This window comes from Nocardioides sp. BP30, assembly GCF_029873215.1.
Taxonomy (GTDB): domain Bacteria; phylum Actinomycetota; class Actinomycetes; order Propionibacteriales; family Nocardioidaceae; genus Nocardioides.
Map to the genome: position 1 here is coordinate 2746194 of NZ_CP123620.1, position 21729 is coordinate 2767922.

Consider the following 21729-nt stretch of genomic DNA (forward strand, 5'->3'; position numbering starts at 1 on the left):
TCGTCCACAGCCGAGGCTGCTGACCGCCTTCTCCACAGGAACCAGCGCCGCGCCGCACGGAGCGGCGTACGGCGACGACGCTCGTGCCATGACCACTCCGACCATCGTGATCCCCGACCGCCCCTTCCGCCGGGCCGAGCTGCTCGAGCTCGGGCTGACCCGCCGTGACTTCTACCGCCTGGTCGAGGACGGTGTGATCCGGGCGGTCGTGCGCGAGGCCTTCGTCCGGGCCGACCTCGAGGACACCACCCGGCTCAGAGCGGCGGCCGTCTCGCTGGCCGTCGCCGAGGGGCACGTGGCGGTCGACCGCACGGCCGCAGCCATCCACGGGGTGAACACCTTCACCTACGTCGAGCTGGAGGAGCCGCCACCCGTGGAGACCTGCGTGCTGCGCGGAGCCAACCCGACCCAGCGGCGAGACGTCCGCGGCCGCACCCGTGATCTCGCACCCGGGGACATCATGGTGATCGACGGTCTGCGCGTGACCACTCCGCTGCGCACGGCTCTCGACCTCGGCTGCCACCTGCGTCGCCGTGAGGCGATGGCAGCACTCAACACGTTCGGGCGCCTGCACGCCGTGAGCGCGGACGACCTGCGGGTCCTGCTGCCGCGCTTCCACCGCCGTCGAGGGGTCATCCAGCTGCGCGAGCTCGCGCAGCTCGTCGAGCCGAGGATCGAGTCCGCCCGGGAGTCGTGGACCTGGCTGGAGATCCACGACGCCGGGCTGCCGATGCCGGAGCCGCAGGTCTGGATCGAGATCGACGGCGTGCCGACCTACCGTCTGGACTTCGCCTACGAACGGCGCCGGATCGCCATCGAGTACGACGGCGCGGAGTTCCACGACCGCACCGACGAGCAGCGCCGCCATGACGCTGCCCGGCGCGCCTGGCTGCGGAAGAACGGCTGGACGGTGATCGTGATCCGGTCGGGTGACTTCACCGGCGAGCGGCGCGACCGGTGGATCCGGGAGCTGCGCCTCGCGCTGGCTGCGACGTACGACAACCGCCGCTGGTGACGCAGGCCCGACTCAACCCGGACGCAGGCCCGACTCAACGAGAGATGAGGGGGTCCACCGCGACGGCGACGAAGAGCAGCGAGAGGTAGAGGTTGCTGCTGTGGAACAGGTGCATCGGCTGGATCACGGAGAGATCCTCCGTGCCGCGAGTGCGAGCGTGCATGCGGTGCGCCTGCAACAGGAAGATCGCGCCGAGCACCGTCGCCGCAGCCGGGTAGAACCACCCGGTGGAGGCGATCGGCCACAGGGACAGCGAGACAGCGACCATCACCCAGCTGTAGAGCACGATCTGCCGACCGACCTCGCGGGCCGGTTTGACCACCGGCAGCATCGGCACGTCCACGTTGGCGTAGTCCTCGCGGTAGCGCAGTGCGAGCGCCCAGGTGTGCGGCGGGGTCCAGAAGAAGACCACCAGGAAGAGGATGACCGGCGCCCAGGAGAGGTGATCCGTGACGGCTGTCCAGCCGATCATCGCCGGGAAGCAGCCGGCGATCCCGCCCCAGACGATGTTCTGCGTCGTGCGCCGCTTGAGCAGCATCGTGTAGACGAAGACGTAGAACGCGTTCGCCCCCAGCGACAGCGCCGCCGAGAGCGTGTTCACCCAGATCGCCAGGATGGCGGTGGAGAGCACCGCCAGGGCCGCTCCGAACACCAGCGCGGCGCCGGGCGAGACGATGTGGCGCGGCAGCGCCCGCCGCCGCGTACGGCGCATCTGCTCGTCGATGTCGCGGTCGTAGACGCAGTTGAACACCGACGCGGAGCCGGCCGACAGCGTCCCACCCACCACGGTGGCCACCACGAGGCCCAGGCCGGGGACCCCGCGCGCGGCGAAGAACATCACCGGCACGGTGGTCAGCAGGAGCAGTTCGATGACGCGCGGCTTGGTCAGGCCGACGTACGCGGCCACGACATCCTTGAGGGTCGCTCGCGGAGAGTCGTGTTCCTGGGTACTGAGACCCGGGCTTCGCTCACCGACGTACGTCACGGACTTCCTCAACTGTTGGTGGAACCTCGGTCTTGTCCCGTGGTGCCATCGCTAGGACAGCGGGTGTGAGTCTAACCCTCGGCATGAGTAGGCTCGGATTCGCCGTACGTCTCAGAGAGGACTCCCGTGACTGCAACCCCTGAACTTGAGTGGACCGACCTCGACAAGAAGGCCGTGGACACCATCCGGGTCTTGGCGATGGACGCCGTGCAGAAGGTGGGCAACGGCCATCCCGGGACCGCCATGAGCCTGGCGCCTGCCGCGTACCTGCTCTTCCAGAAGGTGATGAAGCACAACCCGGCCGACCCCTCCTGGCTGGGCCGCGACCGCTTCGTGCTCTCCTGCGGGCACAGCTCCATCACCCTCTACCTTCAGCTCTTCCTCGGCGGCTTCGGCCTGGAGATCGAGGACATCGAGAGCCTGCGCACCTGGGGCAGCAAGACCCCGGGTCACCCCGAGTACGGCCACACCGCCGGCGTCGAGGTCACCACCGGCCCGCTCGGCCAGGGTGTCGGCAACGCGGTGGGCATGGCGATGGCCGCCCGCCGCGAGCGGGGCCTGCTCGACCCGGACGCCGCTCCCGGGGAGTCGCTGTTCGACCACCACATCTACGCGATCGCCTCCGACGGCGACCTGGAGGAGGGCGTCAGCGGCGAGGCCTCCTCCATCGCCGGCACGCAGCAGCTGGGCAATCTCACGCTCATCTACGACGCCAACAAGATCTCGATCGAGGGCAACACCGACGTCGCCTTCACCGAGGACGTCGCCAAGCGCTACGAGGCCTACGGCTGGCACGTCCAGATCGTCGACTGGCTGCACGGCGGCGACCACGCCGACGGCGCGAACTACCACGAGGACGTCCCGGCCCTCTACGAGGCGATCCGCGCGGCCGAGGCGGTCACCGACCAGCCGAGCATCATCGTGCTGCGCACGATCCTGGCGTGGCCCTCGCCGAAGGCGCAGAACACCGAGGCGGCCCACGGCAGCGCGCTCGGCGCCGAGGAGGTCGCCGCCACCAAGAAGCTGCTCGGGTTCGACCCCGAGCAGGACTTCTACGTGCCGGCCGACGTCCTGGAGCACACCCGCGCACTGCACGCCCGCGGCAAGGAGCTGGAGGCGGCCTGGTCGGAGAGGTACGCCGCCTGGGCCGAGGCCAACCCCGAGCAGGTGGCCATCCTCGAGCGGCTGCGCACCCGCGCCCTCCCCGAGGGCCTCGAGGCGGCGCTGCCGGTCTTCCCGGCCGACGCCAAGGGCGTGGCGACCCGCGCCGCGTCCGGCAAGGTGATCAACGCCATCGCGGACCTGATGCCGGAGCTCTGGGGCGGCTCGGCCGACCTCGCCGGCTCGAACAACACCACGATCACCAGCGCCAAGTCGTTCATCCCGGCGAGCCGCTCGACCCACGACTGGGAGGGCGACCCCTACCAGGGCCGGGTGCTGCACTTCGGCATCCGCGAGCACGGCATGGGCGCGATCATCAACGGCATCGCCGTGCACGGGGGCACCCGCGCCTTCGGTGGCACCTTCCTGCAGTTCTCCGACTACATGCGCGGAGCGGTCCGGGTCGGCGCGCTGATGAAGGCGCCCTCGATCTGGGTCTGGACGCACGACTCGATCGGCCTGGGAGAGGACGGCCCGACGCACCAGCCGGTCGAGCACCTGTGGGCGCTGCGGGCCATCCCCGGCCTGGACATCGTCCGGCCGGCCGATGCCAACGAGACGGCTGCCGCCTGGCTGCAGATCCTCAAGAACACCGACCGCCCGGCCGGCCTGATCCTGAGCCGGCAGAACCTGCCGACCTTCCCGCGCGGCGAGGAGGGGTTCGCGACCACCGAGCACGTCGGCAAGGGCGGCTACGTCCTGATCGACGCCGAGGGCGGGGAGCCGGACGTCATCCTGATCGGCACCGGCTCGGAGGTGCAGCTGGCCGTCGCCGCCCGGGAGCAGCTGCTCGCCGAGGGCATCCGCGCGCGGGTGGTCTCGATGCCCTCGATCGAGTGGTACGAGCAGCAGACGCAGGCCTACCGCGACCAGGTCCTGCTGCCCGGCGTCAAGGCGCGCGTCAGCGTCGAGGCGGGCATCCGCCAGGGATGGCGCGAGTACGTCGGGGACAACGGGCGGATGGTCAGCCTGGAGCACTACGGCGCCAGCGCGGACGGTGCGCGCATCTTCAAGGAGTTCGGCTTCACCGCCGAGGCGGTCGCCCAGGCCGCACGCGACAGCATCGAGGCGGCCGCCCACTGAGGCGGTGCGCTCGCGCGCTAAAGTCGAATTGGATCGATCAAAACGAACGGGAGTTCCATCATGAGTGACCGTCTCAAGGCGCTGGCCGATGCCGGCGTGTCCATCTGGCTCGACGACCTGTCGCGCGAGCGCATCGAGACCGGCAACCTGGCCGACCTCGTCAAGGAGTCGTCCGTCGTGGGCGTGACCACGAACCCGACCATCTTCGCCGCGGCGATCGCCGACGGCGAGCGGTACGACGACCAGGTCGCCCGACTCGTCGCCGAGGGCGCCGACGTCGACAAGGTGATCTTCGAGCTCACCACCGAGGACGTGCGCAACGCGTGCGACATCCTCGCTCCGGTCGCCCAGGCGACCAAGGACGACGGACGGGTCTCGATCGAGGTCGAGCCGACCCTCGCCAACGACACCGAGGGCACCATCGGCAGCGCCAAGGCCCTGTGGGCGGCCGTCGACCGGCCGAACGCCCTGATCAAGATCCCGGCGACCCTGGAGGGTCTGCCGGCCATCACCGCGGCGATCGCGGCCGGGATCAGCGTCAACGTGACGCTGATCTTCTCCGTCGAGCGCTACCGCGCCGTGATGGACGCCTACCTGACCGGCCTGGAGCAGGCCAAGGAGGCCGGCATCGACCTGTCGACGATCCGGTCGGTGGCCAGCTTCTTCGTCAGCCGCGTGGACACCGAGATCGACGCGCGCCTGGAGAAGATCGGTTCGGACGACGCGCTCGCGCTGCGCGGCAAGGCCGCGGTGGCCAACGCCCGTCTCGCCTACGCGGCCTTCGAGGAGGTGCTCGCCAGCGACCGGTGGCGCACGCTGGCCGACGCCGGCGCGAACGCGCAGCGCCCCCTGTGGGCCTCCACCGGCGTGAAGAACCCGGCGTACCCCGACACCCTCTACGTCGCCGACCTCGTCGTCGCCGACACGGTCAACACCATGCCCGAGAAGACCCTGCAGGCCTTCGCCGACCACGGCGAGGTCAAGGGCGATCAGGTCAGCGGCAGGGGGGCCGAGGCCCAGCAGGTCTTCGACCAGCTCGTCGCCGTCGGGATCGACCTGGACGACGTGTTCCTCACCCTGGAGAACGAGGGCGTCGACAAGTTCAAGGGCTCCTGGACCGACCTGCTCGACACCGTCAAGGGCCAGATGGAGAGGGCAGGGGCCTGAGGGTGGGAGCCGCGCCTGTGACAACGACTCCGGTTGATCCCACGGGTACGGCGGCCTGGGGCCGTCTGTCCCAGTACGCCCAGGGCTTCGCCCCGGATCTGCGCGGCTGGTTCGCCGCCGATCCGGGGCGGGCCCAGCGGCTCACCTTCGACGCCGCCGACCTGCACGTCGACCTGTCGAAGGGCCTGATCACCCAGGAGATCCTGGACGCCCTGGTCGAGCTGGCCGGCGAGGTCGGCCTGGAGGAACGTCGCGAGGCGATGTTCCGCGGTGAGCGCATCAACGTCACCGAGAACCGCGCCGTCCTGCACACCGCCCTGCGGCTGCCCGAGGACGCCACGCTCGTGGTCGACGGCGTCAACGTGGTCACCGAGGTGCACGAGGCGCTGCGGCACATGTTCGACTTCGCCGAGCGCGTCCGATCCGGCGCGTGGACCGGCGTCACCGGCCGCCGTATCCGGACGGTCGTCAACATCGGCATCGGCGGCTCCGACCTGGGCCCGGTGATGGCCTACGAGGCGCTCGCCCCTTACCGGAGCCCCGAGATCGAGTGCCGGTTCATCAGCAACATCGATCCCACCGACGCGGCCCGCAAGCTGGCCGACCTCGACCCGACCACGACCCTGTTCATCGTCTCCAGCAAGACCTTCTCCACGCTGGAGACCCTCACCAACGCGCGACTGTGCCGCTCCTGGCTGCTCGACAACCTTCGCGCCCAGCGGGTCTTCGAGGGCAAGGACGAGGAGGCCGTCGCCCGACACTTCGTCGCCGTCTCCACGGCGCTGGACAAGGTCGCCGACTTCGGCATCGACCCGGCGAACGCGTTCGGCTTCTGGGACTGGGTGGGCGGCCGCTACTCGGTCGACTCCACGATCGGTACGTCGCTGGCGATCGCGATCGGTCCCGAGCGCTTCACCGAGTTCCTCGGCGGGATGCACGCGATGGACGAGCACTTCCGCCACACCGAGCTGACCCGCAACGTCCCGGCGCTCATGGGCCTGCTCAACATCTGGTACGGCAACTTCCTCGACGCCGGCACCCACGCGGTCCTGCCCTACGCCCAGCTCCTGCACCGCTTCCCGGCCTACCTGCAGCAGCTGACGATGGAGTCGAACGGCAAGTCGGTGCGGTGGGACGGCAGCCCCGTGACCACCGACACCGGTGAGGTCTTCTGGGGCGAGCCCGGCACCAACGGTCAGCATGCCTTCTACCAGCTCATCCACCAGGGGACCCGCCTCGTGCCCGCCGACTTCATCGCCTTCGCCACCCCGGCGTACGCGCTCAAGGACGGCGAGACCGACGTGCACGAGCTGTTCTTGTCGAACTTCTTCGCCCAGACCCGGGCGCTCGCCTTCGGCAAGACCGCCGACGAGGTGCGCGCGGAAGGTACGGCGGAGGCGATCGTGGCGGCCCGGGTCTTCCCCGGCAACCGTCCGACGACCTCGATCATGGCGCCGGTGCTCACCCCCGCCGTCCTCGGACAGCTGATCGCGCTCTACGAGCACATCACCTTCACCCAGGGCGTGGTGTGGGGCATCGACAGCTTCGACCAGTGGGGCGTGGAGCTGGGCAAGCAGCTCGCCCTGCAGATCAGCCCGGCGGTCTCCGGCGACGAGAAGGCGGCCAGCGCCCAGGACCCCTCCACCAGGGCCCTGATCGACTACTACCGGAGCCACCGGAAGTGAGCCCACGTCCCGCCCGGGCCACCGCGCCGCGCGACAACCCGCTGCGCGATCCGCAGGACCGCCGACTCCCCCGGATCGCCGGCCCCTGCGGGCTCGTGCTCTTCGGGGTCACCGGCGACCTGTCGCGCAAGAAGGTCATGCCGGCGATCTACGACCTCGCGAACCGGGGCCTGCTGCCACCGGGCTTCTCGCTGACCGGCTTCGCCCGCCGCGACTGGGCCGACGAGGACTTCGCCCAGGTCGTGCACGACGCGGTCAAGGAGCACGCCCGCACGCCGTTCCGCGAGGAGGTCTGGGACCAGCTCGCCGAAGGGTTCCGGTTCGTCCCCGGCGACTTCGACGACGACGAGGCGTTCGAGAAGCTGCGCGCCACCATCGAGGAGCTCGACGAGGCGCGCGGCACCGGCGGCAACCATGCCTTCTACCTCGCCATCCCACCCGGCTTCTTCGGCGCGGTCGTCGGTCAGCTGCGCGAGCACGGCCTGACCGAGGCCGAGGGTGCCTGGCGTCGGGTCGTGGTGGAGAAGCCGTTCGGCCACGACCTGGAGTCGGCCCGCAAGCTCAACGGGGTGCTCGACGAGGTCTTCCCCGAGGGGTCGATCTTCCGGATCGACCACTACCTCGGCAAGGAGACGGTCCAGAACATCCTGGCGCTGCGCTTCGCCAACACCATGTTCGAGCCGATCTGGAACGCGAACTACGTCGACCACGTGCAGATCACGATGGCCGAGGACGTCGGCATCGGCGGACGTGCGGGCTACTACGACGGCATCGGCGCCGCCCGCGACGTCATCCAGAACCACCTCCTCCAGCTGATGTCGCTGGTGGCGATGGAGGAGCCGGCCACCTTCGACGCGCTGGCGCTGCGGATCGAGAAGCAGAAGGTGCTCGGGTCGGTACGCCTGCCCGACGACCTGGAGGCCACGACCGCCCGCGGGCAGTACGCCGCCGGCTGGGCGGGTGGCGAGAAGGTCCCCGGCTTCCTGCAGGAGCAGGGCATCTCCCCCAAGTCCACCACCGAGACGTTCGCCGCCGTCACGCTCCACGTCGACAACCGGCGCTGGGCCGGGGTGCCGTTCTACCTGCGGACCGGCAAGCGGCTCGGTCGTCGGGTGACCGAGGTGGCGATCGCCTTCAAGCGCGCCCCGCACCAGCTGTTCAACCCCACCGCGACCGAGGAGCTGACCCAGAACGCCCTCGTCATCCGGATCCAGCCCGACGAGGGCATGACCGTGCGGTTCGGCTCCAAGGTGCCCGGCACCGCGATGGAGATCCGCGACGTCACCATGGACTTCGCCTACGGCAGCACCTTCACCGAGGCCTCGCCCGAGGCCTACGAGCGCCTGATCCTCGACGTGCTGCTCGGCGATCCGCCGCTGTTCCCCCGCCACGAGGAGGTCGAGCTGTCCTGGCAGATCCTGGACCCGATCCTGGACTTCTGGGCGGCTCAGGACAAGAAGGGCAAGCGGCCCGAGGCCTACGACTCCGGCGGCTGGGGGCCCTCGTCGGCCGAGGCGATGCTGGCCCGCGACGGCCGCGTATGGAGGCGGCCATGACGCGCCGGCTCACCGGAACCAACAGCGCCGCGATCGCCGCCGAGTTCGTGCGGGCGCGCACCCACGCCGGCAGCCCCGCGATGGGAATGGTGATGACGCTGATCGTCGTCATCGACGAGGACGCTGTCGAGTCCGCCCTGGAGGCGGCCCGGCTCGCCTCCCACGAGCACCCCGCGCGGGTGCTGGCGGTCGTCCTCGGCTCGTCGCGAGGAGCGGCCGACGTCGACGCCGAGGTCACTGTGGGCGCCGGCTGGGGCGGCGAGATGGCGCTGATCCGGCTCTCCGGCGAGGTCGTGCGCCACCCGGAGTCGGTCGTCCTGCCGCTGCTGCTGCCCGACTCGCCGGTGGTGGCCTGGTGGCCGGGTGCGGCGCCGGTCGATCCCGCCAGCGACCCGCTCGGTCGGCTGGCGCAGCGCCGGATCACCGACACCCAGACGGTCAGCAACCCCAGCACCCGCGCGCTGCACGTCCAGTGCGCGGCCTATTCGCCGGGCAACACCGATCTCGCCTGGACGCGGCTGACGCCCTGGCGCGCGCTGCTGGCGGTCGCCCTGGACCAGCATCCGCTCAAGGTGACAGGTGGCTCGGTCAGCGCCGAACGGGTCAACCCCAGCGCCGACCTGCTGGTCGCCTGGCTCGCCAGCCGACTGCGCGTCGAGGTGAAGCGGACCGTCTCCCCGGGCCCGGGCGTCACGGACGTGGTGCTCGAGACCGCCAAGGGCCCGATCCGGATCCACCGCGAGGACGGACGGCACGCAACCTTCACCTCCCCGGGCAACCCGGACCGACCCGTGGCGCTCAAGCGACGCGACGTGCCCGAGCTGCTCGCCGAGGAGCTGCGCCGGCTCGACGAGGACAACGTCTACGCCGCGACCGCGCGCTACCTCACCCGCAGCGTCGCCGGCCGCACCAGCCGGCGCACTCCGACCAGAAAGGGCTCCAAGAAGTGACCACCACCCCTGAGCCTCCCCAGCCGCGCGTCGAGGTCCACGAGGACGCCGCTGAGCTCTCCACGGCCGTCGCGGGCGAGCTGCTCAACCGGATCGCCGACGCGCAGGCTGCCGGCGGCGTACCGAGCATCTGCCTCACCGGCGGCACGATCGCCGAGTCGATCCACCGCGAGATCGCCCGGCTCGCCCCCGAGTCCGGCGTCGACTGGGGCGCCGTCGAGTTCTGGTTCGGCGACGAGCGCTTCGTCGACCCCGACTCCCCCGACCGCAACGCGGGCCAGGCGCGGGCCGCCTTCCTCGACGAGGTCGGCGTCCCCGCCCACCGCATCCACCAGATGCCCTCCCCGGCGGAGGTTCCCGATGTCGACACCGGTGCGGCCGCCTACGCCCAGGAGCTGCTGGCCAGCGGCGGCCACTTCGACGTGATGATGCTGGGCGTCGGGCCCGACGGGCACGTGGCCTCGCTCTTCCCCGGCTTCCCCCAGCTCGACAGCTTCGACATGCTCGCCGTCGGCGTCACCGGATCCCCCAAGCCGCCGCCGCTGCGCATCAGCCTCACGTTCCAGGCGCTGCGCAACGCCAGCTCGGTGTGGTTCCTCGTCAGCGGCGAGGGCAAGGCCGAGGCGGTCGCCAGCGCGCTCGGCGGAGCCGACCTGCACCAGACGCCGGCCGCGGGCGTGTCGGGCCAGGACGAGACCATCTGGTTCCTGGACCGCGACGCCGCCTCGCGGCTCTAGCCTCGATGCGGTAGTTCCGCGACCGATCCCGGAGTGCCGCGGACGAGCGAGGGGCCCCACACGATGCCGTGTGGGGCCCCTCGCCGCGTGAGGACCCGGTACCCGAGGCGGGAGAGCCCCGAGCCGCGTCAGAAGATGATCTCGCCGGACTTGCGCCGCGACCGCAGGAGGTTGATGGCCTCCTCGAGGATGTCCTCGGCCTCCTTGTCGGAGCGGCGCTCCTTCACGTAGGCGAGGTGGGTCTTGTAGGGCTCGATCTTGGGTGCCGCAGGTGCGTTCTGCGCGTCCAGACCACCCGGCAGACCGCACTTGGGGCAGTCCCACGCGTCGGGCGGGGTCGCCTCGACCGCGAAGGTGATCACCGAGCGGTGCTCGTTGGCACAGAAGTAGGTGACGGCCTTGCGGGGCGCTGCATCGCCGCGCTCCGCCTCGCCCATCGGACCAGCGCCGACCCGGCTACCCCGGATCGCGTTCGCTCCACCAGCCATGTTGTCGTCCTTCTCGAGATCAGTAGGCGAGGAGCAGGCCGAGTGCGATCACGCACGCGAACCAGATCACGCCGATGCCGATGGTCAGCCGGTCGAGGTTGCGCTCGGCGACCGAGGAGCCGCCGAGCGAGCTCGAGACACCGCCGCCGAACATGTCGGACAGGCCACCACCTCGACCCTTGTGCAACAGCACCAGCAGGATCATCAGGGCGCTCGCGATCACCAGCACGATGGTGAAGAGAAGTTCCAGCACGATCGGGAATCCTACGTCACTCGCGCCGCGTCACAACGCAGGCAGGTCATAGAAGCGGCAGATCGCCGCGAACTCCTCGACCACCAGGCTGGCTCCGCCGACCAGCGCGCCGTCCACATCCGGCTTCGCCATGATGCCCACGACGTTGTTCGCCTTCACCGAGCCGCCGTAGAGGACCCGTACGCCGGCACCCGCGGCCTCGCCGTACGTCTCCTCGACCTGGGCCCGGATCGCGGCGCACACCTCCTGGGCGTCCTCGGGGGTGGCGACCTCGCCGGTACCGATGGCCCAGACGGGCTCGTAGGCGATGACCAGACCGGCCACCTGCTCCGCGCTGAGCCCGGCGAGCGAGCCGACGGTCTGCTCGGTGCAGTGGTCGACGTGGGTGCCGGCCTGACGGACCTCCAGGCCCTCGCCGACGCAGACGATCGGGGTGATCCCGGCAGCCAGTGCTGCGGCGGCCTTCTGCGCCACCAGCGCGTCGGTCTCGCCGTGGTACTGGCGACGCTCGGAGTGGCCGACCACCACGTAGCTCACGCCGAGCTTGGCGAGCATCCCCGCGGAGATCTCCCCGGTGTAGGCACCGCTCTCGTGCACCGACACGTCCTGCGCGCCGTAGCGGATGGAGAGCTTGTCACCGTCCACCAGGGTCTGCACCGAGCGGATGTCGGTGAACGGCGGCAGCACCGCTACCTCGGCCTTGCCGTAGTCGTGCCGCTTGTCGGAGAGCGTCCACGCCAGCTTCTGGACCAGCACCACCGCCTCTTGGTGGTTGAGGTTCATCTTCCAGTTCCCCGCCATCAGCGGGGTGCGCTTGGCGCTCATGCCTCGAGCACCGTGATGCCGGGGAGCTCCTTGCCCTCCAGGTACTCCAGCGAGGCACCGCCGCCGGTCGAGATGTGACCGAACTGGTCGTCGGTGAAGCCCAGCGCGCGAACAGCGGCCGCCGAGTCACCGCCACCGACGACCGAGAGGCCGTCGACCTTGGTCAGCGCGGCAGCGACGGCGCGGGTGCCCTCGGCGAAGGCGGCCTGCTCGAAGACGCCCATCGGGCCGTTCCAGAAGACCGTGGCGGCCTGCTCCACGACCCGGCCGAAGGCGGCGCCGGAGTCGGGACCGATGTCCAGCCCGAGCGAGTCCGCCGGGATCTGGTCAGCGGCCACGACCCGCGCAGACGCCTCGTCGCCGAAGGAGTCGGCGACCACGATGTCGGTCGGCAGGACGATCTCGACGCCGTTGGCCTGCGCGCGCTCGAGGTACTCCAGCACGGTGGGGATCTGATCCTCCTCCAGGAGGCTCTTGCCGACCTCGTGGCCCTGTGCCTTGAGGAAGGTGAAGACCATGCCGCCGCCGATCAGCAGCGTGTCGGCCTTGCCCAGCAGGTTGTCGATCACGCCGAGCTTGTCCGAGACCTTGGAGCCGCCGAGGACGACGGCGTACGGGCGCTCGGGGGTGTCGGTGAGCCGACGCAGCACGTCGATCTCGGCCCGCACGAGGCCGCCCATGGCGTGCGGCAGCAGCCGGGCGACGTCGTAGACGCTGGCCTGCTTGCGGTGCACCACGCCGAACCCGTCGGAGACGAACGCGTCAGCCAGCGACGCCAGCTCGGCCGCGAAGGCAGCGCGGGTGGCGTCGTCCTTGACCGTCTCGCCGGCGTTGAAGCGCACGTTCTCCAGCAGCGCCACGTCGCCGTCGGCCAGTCCGGCGACCGTCTCCTGGGCGGAGGGGCCGACGGTGTCGGTGGCGAAGGCCACCGGCCGACCCAGCAGCTCACCGAGGCGCTGGGCGACCGGCGCCAGGCTGTACTTCGGGTCCGGGGCGCCGTCGGGACGGCCCAGGTGGGCCGTCACGACGACGCGGGCACCGGCCTCGGCGAGCGTCTGGATCGTCGGAACGGAGGCACGGATGCGCCCGTCGTCGGTGATCCGGCCGTCCTTGAGGGGGACGTTCAGGTCGGAGCGGACGAGGACACGCTTCCCGGCGACCTCGCCGAGACCGGTGTAGGAGCCCATGGGTCAGAGGCTCTTGCCCATGTAGTCGATCAGGTCGGCGAGGCGGTTGGAGTAGCCCCACTCGTTGTCGTACCAGGAGGCGACCTTGACCTGGTTGCCGATGACCTTCGTCAGCGGCGCGTCGAAGATCGAGGAGGCCGGGTTGGTGACGATGTCCGAGGAGACGATCGGGTCGGTCGAGTAGACCAGGTAGCGACCGTCGGCCGCCTTGCGCACGATCTCGTTGATCTCCTCGACCGAGGTCTCGCGGGAGGCCTCGAACGACAGGTCGGTCAGCGAGCCGGTCGGGACCGGGACGCGCAGGGCGTAGCCGTCGAGCTTGCCCTTGAGCTCGGGCAGGACCAGGCCGATCGCCTTGGCGGCGCCGGTCGAGGTCGGCACGATGTTCAGGGCAGCGGCGCGGGCGCGACGCAGGTCCTTGTGGATGTTGTCCTGCAGGTTCTGGTCGGCGGTGTAGGCGTGCACGGTGGTCATGAGGCCCTTGGTGATGCCGATGCCCTCGTGCAGCGCCTTGGCCAGCGGAGCGAGGCAGTTGGTCGTGCAGGAGGCGTTGGAGACGACGGTGTGCTGGTCGGCGTCGTAGATGCCCTCGTTGACGCCCATCACGATCGTGGCGTCCTCGTTGGAGGCCGGCGCGGAGATGATGACCTTCTTGGCGCCGCCGTTGTCGACGTGCGCCCGGGCCTTGGTGGCGTCGGTGAAGAAGCCGGTCGACTCGACCACGATGTCCACGCCGAGGTCGGCCCACTTCAGGTTGGCGGGGTCGCGCTCGGCGAAGGCCTTGATGACCTGGTCGCCGACCTTGATCTCGCCGTCGGCGGCGGACACGTCGGCGTCGAGCGTGCCGAGGATGGTGTCGTACTTGAGCAGGTGGGCCAGGACGGCGTTGTCGGAGAGGTCGTTGACGCCCACGATCTCGATGTCGAGACCGGAGGCGCGCACGGCGCGGAAGAAGTTGCGGCCGATGCGGCCGAACCCGTTGATGCCTACACGAACGGTCATGGTTCTTCTCCTGGTTCGGGGCCTTTGGTGACCCGCGGCTTGGATCGGGCCTTCGGTGACCCATCCCGACCCTACCGAGTCCGCCCGGAGACTGCCGAGGGAGCCCGAGCGCAGGTTCCACCGGTCGGACGCACGGACCCGCACTGCCGTCACCCCGTGCCCGCGGCGGCGCCGCGCGCTACCGGTGAGTACGCCGTCGCCATACGCATGGAGCCGTTGTCGATAACGTTTTCGATCAGTAGGGTCTGCCCATGGTCCCGCCCCGCGTCACGATCCGCGAGGTCGCCCAGGCCGCGGGCGTCTCGGTCGCCACCGTCTCCAAGGTGCTCAACGACCGCTACGGCGTCTCGGAGGCCACAGCGGTACGGGTCCGCGCGGTGATCGAGGAGCTCGGCTACGAGTCCAGCCTGGTCGCACGCAGCCTGCGCAACCAGCGCACCAACGTGATCGGCGTCCTGGTCGCGGACCTCGAGCCCTTCAGTGCCGAGGTGCTCAAGGGCGTCGCGGACGTGCTCCGCGGCACCGAGTACGAACTGGTCGCCTACGCCGCGGCCGCCCGCGTCGGCGAGCACATCGGCTGGGAGCGCCGCCACCTCAACCGGCTCAGCGGCACCCTGATCGACGGGGCCGTGCTCGTCACGCCCACCGTGACCGACATCGTGGCGAGCGTCCCGATCGTGGCGGTCGACCCCCATGCCGGTCGATCGGACATCCCCACGGTGGATGCCGACAACGCCCGTGGCGGCTACCTCGCCGGCCAGCACCTGCTCGCCCTCGGACACCGCCGGATCGCCATGATCACCGGACGCGACGACCTCGCCTCGGCCCAGCTGCGCGAGGACGGGTTCCGGGCGGCGCTGCGCGATGCGCACACGCCGTGCGACGCCGTCGAGTTCGCGGCTGGCGGCTACGACCCCGAGGTCGCTGCCGCTGCTGCCCGGACCCTCCTCGACCGGGCTGCCGGTGCCCGACCCACCGCGATCTTCGCCGCCAACGACGCGACCGCCCTGGCCACCATCGACGTCGCGCACGAACTCGGCCTGCGGGTACCCGACGACCTGTCGGTGATCGGCTTCGACAACGTCCCGGACGCGGCGATGAGCGACCCCGGTCTCACCACCATCGAGCAACCGATCCGCGAGATGGGGCGCCGGGCGGCCCAGCTGCTGGTCGAGCGCCTCGACGCCAACGAGGGCACACCCCCTCCGACCGGCGTGCACGTACGCCTCGACACCCGACTGGTGGCGCGGGCCTCGACCGCGGCGCCGGCACGCGGCTGATGCCACGCATCGACCTGTCGCTCAGCGAGCTGTGGGAGCTGCGTGAGGACCTCCCCGAGCCGCCGGGGCTGGACTCCTTCTGGCACGGGACGCTCGCCGAAGCAGCCGGCGTACCGCTCGACGTGCGCCTGGAGCGCGTGCCGTCGATCCTCCCGGGGGTCGTGACCCACGACGTGACCTACGCGGGCTTCGGTGGCGCCCCGATCCGGGCGTGGTTGCACCTGCCGGCGGCTGCCCTGCGGGACGAGGCGCCGCTCGCCGGCGTCGTGCAGTACCAGGGCTACAACGGCGGTCGCGGGCTGCCGCACGAGCACACGTTCTGGGCCCAGGCGGGCTTCGCCCACCTGGTGATGGACACCCGCGGCCAGGGAAGCGGCTGGACCACGGGCGACACCGCCGATCCTGCGGCGGCGGGACCCGCCCAGGGTGGCTTCCTCACGCGCGGCATCGAGCGACCCGAGGACCACTTCTATCGCCGGGTGTTCGTCGACGCCGTCCGCGCCGTCGCCGTGCTCCGCGCCCATCCGGAGGTCGACCCGACGAGCGTGGCTGTCACGGGGCACAGCCAGGGTGGCGGCATCGCGACGGCCGTCGCATCGCTGTCACCGGAGGTGGCCGCGGCGATGCCCGACGTACCCTTCCTCGCCCACTTCCGGCGCGCGGTGGACCTGTCGCCCGGCGATCCCTACGCCGAGGTCGCCCGCTACCTCGGTGCCCATCGTGACCGCACCGAGCAGGTGTTCGCGACGCTCGCCCACTTCGACGCCGCGGTGCTCGCTCGCCGGGCCAGCGCCCCAGCCCTGTTCTCGGTGGCCATGATGGACAGCATCTGCCTGCCCTCGACCGTCTTCGCGGCCTACCACGCCTACGCCGGTCCCAAGGACATCGCCGTCTACGAGTTCAACGACCATGAGGGCGGCGGCGCGTTCCACAGCGCACGCCAGGTCGACTGGTTGCGCGCCACCCTCGCCTGAGACCGCGTCATTAGCACGTTTTTCGCTCAAACTCTGGGCGAAACGCCGTGTCTGCTCTAACGTCTACTTTCACACGAGCAACATCCGCAACATCAGTCACGATCGTGAAGGAATGACGGTGCACACGACCGGACCTCGGACCAAGCCCACGCGACGGGTGGTGGCCCTCGCCGCCGCCGCGGCCGTGCTGGCTGCCATCCCTGTCATCGCCCAGCACCACGGCGGCACGAGCCGTCGCGCGGGTGACCAGGACGGCGACGGCAGCATCGCCCTGAGCGCGGCGAGCCGCTTCACCTTCACGCGGCCGGCGCGCTCCGGCGACCCGCTCGGCTTCTACCAGCGCAAGGACGGGCACTCCTTCGCCGGCGTCCTGGGGAGCACGACGGGCACGACCGCGCCCACCGCCGTCGACGCGAACGGCATCGCCACCACCACCCCGACGCCGACCCCCACACCGGTGACCACGCCGAGCGCGAGCCCGACCGGCTCGGCGACCCCGACGACCCTGCCGGGCTCGGGGACGACGACCACGACCGGTGCACCCACGACCCTGCCGCTCCCGACCGGTGTCTTCCCCGTCGGCGCCGTGGGCAGCTTCGCGGAGCCGGTCGACCTGACGGCGTACAACGGCGTCCTCGACCCGACCGCCACCATCCGGGTGAGCGACGGCACCTCCTCGGCCACGATCGACGCCGCGCTGTACGCGCAGGTCGTCACCACCGTGCGGGCCACCACCACCGCTGTCCCCGGCACCGGCAACGTGCTCATCACCGCCTCGGTCACCGACCAGTACGGCCTCCCGGTCGTCGGGGCACCGGTGCGACTCGCGGGCCAGGCGGCCGGCACATACGGTCCCCGCGTCGACCAGCTCGGCGTGACCAACGCCCTCGGCAAGGTCACCTTCACCGGGCCGGGCTCCGGCACCGGGCCGCTGACAGCGACGGGCTACGCGACCGGCGGCTACCTGGTCTACGCGGACCTCAACGTCAACGACATCCACGGCGGCAAGGAGCCCAGCTACCAGGTGATCGTGGGCACGGTGTCCTACGCCGCCCCGGGCAAGGCGTTCTACCACAACGACAAGCGCATCAAGAACGCCGGCGGCGTCTACGCCGACGCGGCCCGCGGCACCCGTGCGGCCCACGCCAAGGGCTACACCTGGATCGACCAGGACGGTCAGCTCGTGTTCCAGGCCCGCCCCCAGAAGCTCGCCGGAGCAGCGCGCATCTCGCAGGCCGCGGATCTGGTCTGGGTCAACGCCCACGGCTCGCCGTTCAACCCGAAGTGGCTCAAGAAGGGCCGCTTCGAGACCAAGACCTGGGCCGCGATCCAGAACCGGCCCGGCCTGCGCGACGCGGCCGCCACGATGCGCCAGGACGCGAAGTACGGGCTCTCGGTCGAGTGGGAGGTCAAGAACGTCCACCCGTTCACCAAGGCAGCCACGTTGGACGCGGCGTTCGCCAACCTCGCGGCGCTCGCCCGGCAGTACTACGGCACCGCGTGGCGCAGCCGGGTCGAGATCAAGGTGCTCTCCAACCTCTCGGGCGGGCAGAAGTACGCCCTCAAGGTGCTCAAGCACGCGCACGCCGCCGGGTTCACCACGATGTTCCTCTCCCGCGGCAGCACCACCGGGATCCAGATCCCGGCATCGGCTCAGACCTACGTCACCTACGTCCGCGGCGCCCGCAGCGGCCTCTACCCGACCATCCCGGCCGCGACGCAGAATGCGCCGGTCGTGGTGACCTCTCCCCCGCGGCGCAAGTAGCGTCCACGACGCCGATCGCCCGGCCGCGCAGCTGCGCGGCCGGGCGATCGGCTGTTCCAGGCTCGACGGTCGCTCTCGACGCGCCGAACCGCGATGCTCGGCTCAGTCCTCGGCGAGCATGTCGGGCGTCAGCGACGCCTCCGTGTCCGGTACGCCGAGCTCCTCGGCGCGCTTGTCCGCCATCGCCAGCAATCGGCGGATCCGCCCCGCGATCGCGTCCTTCGTCAGTGGGGGCACGTGCAGCTGGCCCAGCTCCTCCAGCGAGGCCTGCTTGTGCTCCAGCCGGAGCTGACCGGCGAGCTTGAGGTGGTCGGGCACCTCCTCGCCGAGGATCTCCATCGCCCGGTCCACCCGCGCGCCGGCAGCGACGGCGGCGCGAGCCGAGCGCCGCAGGTTGGCGTCGTCGAAGTTCGCCAGCCGGTTGGCGGTGGCCCGGACCTCGCGGCGCATCCGCCGTTCCTCCCACGCCATCAGCGACTCGTGGGCGCCGAGGCGGGTGAGCAGCTGGCCGATCGCATCGCCGTCGCGGATGACCACGCGGTCGACACCGCGGACCTCGCGGGCCTTGGCCTGGATGCCCAGCCGCCGGGCCACGCCGACCAGCGCGAGCGCCGCCTCGGCACCGGGGCAGGTCACCTCCAGCGAGCTCGACCGGCCGGGCTCGGTCAACGAGCCGTGGGCCAGGAAGGCTCCGCGCCACGCGGCGACGGCGTCGCACGCGGCACCGGAGACCACGGCGGGCGGTAGCCCGCGCACCGGCCGACCACGCTGGTCGAGCAGCCCGGTCTGGCGCGCCAGTGCCTCACCGTCCTTGACCACCCGCACGATGTAGCGCGAGCCCTTGCGGATGCCGTTGGCCTGAACGATCGCCACCTCGGCATGGTGTCCGTAGACCTCGGCGATGTCCTTGCGCAGACGGCGCGCGGCGGCACCGGTGTCCAGCTCGGCCTCGACCACGATCCTGCCGTTGACGATGTGCAGGCCGCCGGCGAAGCGCAGGGTGGTGGCCACCTCGGCCTTGCGACAGCACGTCTTCGTGATCTGGGTGCTCGAGAGCTCGGCCTTCACCTGTCCCGTCATCGCCATGCGGCTGAGTCTTTCACGCTCGTCAACGACCCGCTTCACTCGGGACCGACCCGAGCGCCCCGGCTGTGACCTCCCGCGCACCCGGTGTGAGCTTCGCGTCCACGTCGTGCTCCTCGCCGGCGCCGTGGGGCAGCGGCACGGTCGTGGCCACGGCGATCCGCCGGTCCTCGGCTCCGACGGCATGGACCTCTCCGGTCAGCCGCGCCCGGACCCGCTCGACGTGCTGGCCGGCCGCCGCGGCACCGTCGGTGACCGCCGCCGAGGCGATGCCCTCGGCGACCACAGCCTCGCTCTTGGCACCGGCGTCCTCGGCCACCCAGAGCTCCACCTCGCCCGGCTCGACGACGCGCCGCAGCGAACGGTCGGTGAAGGCGAACCGGGCGGTCGGCACCCGGAAGGTCACCCGGGTCGACTCACCCGGCTCCAGCGCGACCCGGTGGAAGGCGAGCAGCTGAGCGACCGGGCGCGCCACCGAGGCGATCAGGTCGCGTCCGTAGAGCTGCACGACATCGCTGCCCGCGCGCTCGCCGGTGTTCGTGATCGTGACCTGCACGGCCATCTCGCCGTCGGTGGGCACGGCGGCGTCGGCGCTCAGGTCGGAGGACGCGAAGCTGGTGTAGCTCAGGCCGAAGCCGAACGGGCGCACGGGTGTGGGGTCGGCGCTGGTCACCTCGGAGGGGCCGCCGAGGACGGGACGCAGATAGGAGTACGGCTGCGCCCCTGCCGAGCGTGGCAGGCTGACGGGCAGCCGGCCCGACGGGCTCGCCGTACCCGCGAGGACACGGGCGATCGCGCGACCGCCCTCCTCCCCGGGGAAGAACGCCTGCAGTACGGCCGCGGGGGCGTGGGGGCCGTCGAGCGCCCAGCCGATCGCATAGGGGCGCCCGCTGATGACCAGCAGGACGACCGGCGTCCCGGTCGCCACCACCGCTTCGACCAGCTCGCGCTGCACCCCGGGCAGGTCCAGGGTGTCGGTGTCGTTGCCCTCCCCCACCGTGCCGCGTCCGAAGAGGCCTGCCTGGTCACCCACCACGACGATCGCCACGTCGGCGGCACGAGCACTCGCCACGGCCGCCGGGATGCCGGAGCGGTCGTCGCCCTCGACCTCGCAGCCGGGCGCGAACCCGACGGTGGCCTCCGGCAGCTCGTGGCGAAGCGCCGCCAGCACGCCGGGCACCGCGATGCCGACGGGAACCTCCGGGTGGTGGGCGAGCACGTGGTTGACGAAGGAGTAGCAGCCCATCATCGCCGCGGAGCGGTCGGCGTTCGGGCCGATCACCGCGATCCGGCCGGTGCGTACGGCCTGCGACAACGGCAGGGTACCGTCGTTGCCGAGCAGCACCAGCGACTCCTCGGCGAGCCGGCGTGCGACGTCGCGGTGGGCGGGCCCGTCGATGTCGAGCTGTGTCGGCGGCGGGCCCGCGAAGTCCTCGTCCAGGAGGCCCAGCTGCTCCTTCTGCCGCAGCACGCGCGTGACCGCGCGGTCGACGATCGCCTGCTCCACCTCGCCCGCCCGGACGAGCTCGGCCAGCGGCTCCAGGTAGGCGTCACCGGTCGGCAGCTCCACGTCCACGCCCGCCTCGAGCGCGATCGCGGCCGCTCGGCCACGATCCTCGGCGACCCGGTGCATGACTGCCAGGAAGGCCACGCCGAAGTAGTCGGCGACGACGACGCCGTCGAAACCCCAGCGGTCCCGCAGCAGCTCGGTGAGGTACTCCGGCGAGGCATGCAGCGGTACGCCGTCGACGTCGTTGTACGCGGCCATCACCGACCGCGCCTCGCCGTCGAGCACGGCCATCTCGAACGGCGGCAGGAAGATGTCGGCCATCTCCCGCGGACCGGCCGAGACCGGGGCGTGGTTGCGCCCTGCGCGCGATCCCGAGTAGCCGACGAAGTGCTTGAGCGTCGCATGCACCCCGGCCGACTGCAGCCCCCGAACGTAGGCAGTGGCGATGGTGCCCACGACGTACGGGTCCTCGCTGATGGCCTCCTCGGTCCGGCCCCACCGCGGGTCCCGCACCACGTCGAGCACCGGCGCCAGCCCCTGGTGGATACCGAGAGCCCGCATGTCGGCGCCGATCAGCGCTGCCATCTCCTGCACCAGTCCGGGATCGAAGGAGGCACCCCAGGCCAGCGGCGTCGGGAAGGTGGCAGCCTTCCACGCGGCCAGGCCGGTGAGGCACTCCTCGTGCACCAGGGCAGGGATGCCGAGCCGGGTCTCACTGACCAGCCGGCGCTGTTCCCCCCACAGCCACGCGGCCCGCTCCACAGGATCCACCGGCCGGGTGCCGTAGACCCGGGAGAAGTGGCCGATGCCGTGCTGGGTGACATCGGCGAGCCGGGTCGGCGCGCCCGCTGTCATCTCGTCGGCCATCGGCGCGACGACCTCACCCCCGTGGTCGAGCCAGAAGCCGACCAGCTGCGCCAGCTTCTCCTCGAGGGTCATGCGGGCGAGGAGGTCGGCGACGCGATCGGAGACGTGCGGCATCGCCGTGGGTGAAGTGGTCACGAAGGGCTCTTTCGGGTTGCG

General features: G+C 71.1%; 18 protein-coding genes. 10 read left to right on the forward strand and 8 right to left on the reverse strand.

Going from position 1 to position 21729, the window contains the following annotated elements:
- The first annotated feature begins 88 nt into the window (after window positions 1–88).
- The gene (locus P5P86_RS13035; RefSeq protein WP_280607871.1) at window positions 89–1015 is read left to right on the forward strand and encodes a type IV toxin-antitoxin system AbiEi family antitoxin; all 927 of its coding nucleotides are present in this window, start codon (window positions 89–91) and stop codon (window positions 1013–1015) included.
- Window positions 1016–1049: 34 nt separating this feature from the next.
- On the opposite strand, the gene P5P86_RS13040 is transcribed toward P5P86_RS13035, so the two are convergent.
- Window positions 1050–2000 carry a heme o synthase gene (locus tag P5P86_RS13040; protein WP_280607872.1) on the reverse strand — a complete coding sequence of 317 codons (951 nt, stop codon included), beginning with the start codon at window positions 1998–2000 and terminating at the stop codon, window positions 1050–1052.
- A gap of 198 nt (window positions 2001–2198) precedes the next feature.
- Between P5P86_RS13040 and tkt the strand changes: the two genes are divergently transcribed.
- Genes tkt through pgl form a run of 6 tightly spaced genes read left to right on the forward strand, consistent with a single transcriptional unit; the run spans window position 2199 to window position 10339 of the window.
- Window positions 2199–4244, forward strand: coding sequence for a transketolase (gene tkt, locus P5P86_RS13045; RefSeq protein ID WP_280611260.1), 2046 nt, complete (start codon window positions 2199–2201; stop codon window positions 4242–4244).
- A 60-nt stretch (window positions 4245–4304) separates the two neighbouring features.
- The gene (tal, locus tag P5P86_RS13050) at window positions 4305–5411 is read left to right on the forward strand and encodes a transaldolase (RefSeq protein ID WP_280607873.1); all 1107 of its coding nucleotides are present in this window, start codon (window positions 4305–4307) and stop codon (window positions 5409–5411) included.
- A gap of 17 nt (window positions 5412–5428) precedes the next feature.
- Window positions 5429–7096, forward strand: a complete 1668-nt coding sequence (gene pgi / locus P5P86_RS13055) for a glucose-6-phosphate isomerase (RefSeq protein WP_280607874.1) — start codon at window positions 5429–5431, stop codon at window positions 7094–7096.
- Entirely contained in the window at window positions 7093–8652 is a 1560-nt protein-coding gene (gene zwf, locus P5P86_RS13060) for a glucose-6-phosphate dehydrogenase (RefSeq protein ID WP_280607875.1), read from the forward strand. Before pgi ends, zwf begins: the two co-directional genes overlap by 4 nt.
- Window positions 8649–9602, forward strand: a complete 954-nt coding sequence (locus tag P5P86_RS13065; protein WP_280607876.1) for a glucose-6-phosphate dehydrogenase assembly protein OpcA — start codon at window positions 8649–8651, stop codon at window positions 9600–9602. Before zwf ends, P5P86_RS13065 begins: the two co-directional genes overlap by 4 nt.
- Window positions 9599–10339 carry a 6-phosphogluconolactonase gene (gene pgl / locus P5P86_RS13070; RefSeq protein WP_280607877.1) on the forward strand — a complete coding sequence of 247 codons (741 nt, stop codon included), beginning with the start codon at window positions 9599–9601 and terminating at the stop codon, window positions 10337–10339. The genes P5P86_RS13065 and pgl overlap by 4 nt, the downstream gene beginning before the upstream one ends.
- 128 nt (window positions 10340–10467) lie before the next feature.
- Here the strand turns inward: pgl and P5P86_RS13075 are convergent, their stop codons facing one another.
- The 5 genes from P5P86_RS13075 to gap are packed head-to-tail and all read right to left on the reverse strand — an operon-like array spanning window position 10468 to window position 14094.
- Window positions 10468–10827: an RNA polymerase-binding protein RbpA gene (locus P5P86_RS13075; protein ID WP_280607878.1), complete on the reverse strand. Its 360-nt coding sequence runs from the start codon at window positions 10825–10827 to the stop codon at window positions 10468–10470.
- Between the two features lie 19 nt (window positions 10828–10846).
- A complete protein-coding gene (secG, locus tag P5P86_RS13080; protein WP_280611261.1) occupies window positions 10847–11077 on the reverse strand; it encodes a preprotein translocase subunit SecG in 231 nt (76 codons plus the stop codon).
- A 33-nt stretch (window positions 11078–11110) separates the two neighbouring features.
- Window positions 11111–11905: a triose-phosphate isomerase gene (gene tpiA, locus P5P86_RS13085; protein ID WP_280607879.1), complete on the reverse strand. Its 795-nt coding sequence runs from the start codon at window positions 11903–11905 to the stop codon at window positions 11111–11113.
- Entirely contained in the window at window positions 11902–13092 is a 1191-nt protein-coding gene (locus P5P86_RS13090) for a phosphoglycerate kinase (RefSeq protein ID WP_280607880.1), read from the reverse strand. Before P5P86_RS13090 ends, tpiA begins: the two co-directional genes overlap by 4 nt.
- A gap of 3 nt (window positions 13093–13095) precedes the next feature.
- Window positions 13096–14094, reverse strand: a complete 999-nt coding sequence (gene gap, locus P5P86_RS13095) for a type I glyceraldehyde-3-phosphate dehydrogenase (protein ID WP_280607881.1) — start codon at window positions 14092–14094, stop codon at window positions 13096–13098.
- A gap of 251 nt (window positions 14095–14345) precedes the next feature.
- Between gap and P5P86_RS13100 the strand changes: the two genes are divergently transcribed.
- The 3 genes from P5P86_RS13100 to P5P86_RS13110 all read left to right on the forward strand — a co-directional run bounded on the left by P5P86_RS13100 (window position 14346) and on the right by P5P86_RS13110 (window position 18113).
- On the forward strand, window positions 14346–15374 hold the full coding sequence (locus tag P5P86_RS13100; protein ID WP_280607882.1) for a LacI family DNA-binding transcriptional regulator: 1029 nt from the start codon (window positions 14346–14348) through the stop codon (window positions 15372–15374).
- Window positions 15374–16348: an acetylxylan esterase gene (locus tag P5P86_RS13105; protein ID WP_280607883.1), complete on the forward strand. Its 975-nt coding sequence runs from the start codon at window positions 15374–15376 to the stop codon at window positions 16346–16348. Before P5P86_RS13100 ends, P5P86_RS13105 begins: the two co-directional genes overlap by 1 nt.
- Window positions 16349–16460: 112 nt before the next feature.
- Window positions 16461–18113 carry an Ig-like domain-containing protein gene (locus tag P5P86_RS13110; protein WP_280607884.1) on the forward strand — a complete coding sequence of 551 codons (1653 nt, stop codon included), beginning with the start codon at window positions 16461–16463 and terminating at the stop codon, window positions 18111–18113.
- 102 nt (window positions 18114–18215) lie between these two features.
- Here the strand turns inward: P5P86_RS13110 and whiA are convergent, their stop codons facing one another.
- Both whiA and P5P86_RS13120 read right to left on the reverse strand, forming a co-directional pair.
- Window positions 18216–19199 (reverse strand): DNA-binding protein WhiA, encoded by a 984-nt coding sequence (gene whiA / locus P5P86_RS13115; protein WP_280607885.1) that lies wholly within the window; start codon window positions 19197–19199, stop codon window positions 18216–18218.
- A gap of 22 nt (window positions 19200–19221) precedes the next feature.
- Window positions 19222–21708 (reverse strand): beta-xylosidase/alpha-l-arabinosidase, encoded by a 2487-nt coding sequence (locus P5P86_RS13120; protein ID WP_280607886.1) that lies wholly within the window; start codon window positions 21706–21708, stop codon window positions 19222–19224.
- Window positions 21709–21729: the final 21 nt, after the last annotated feature.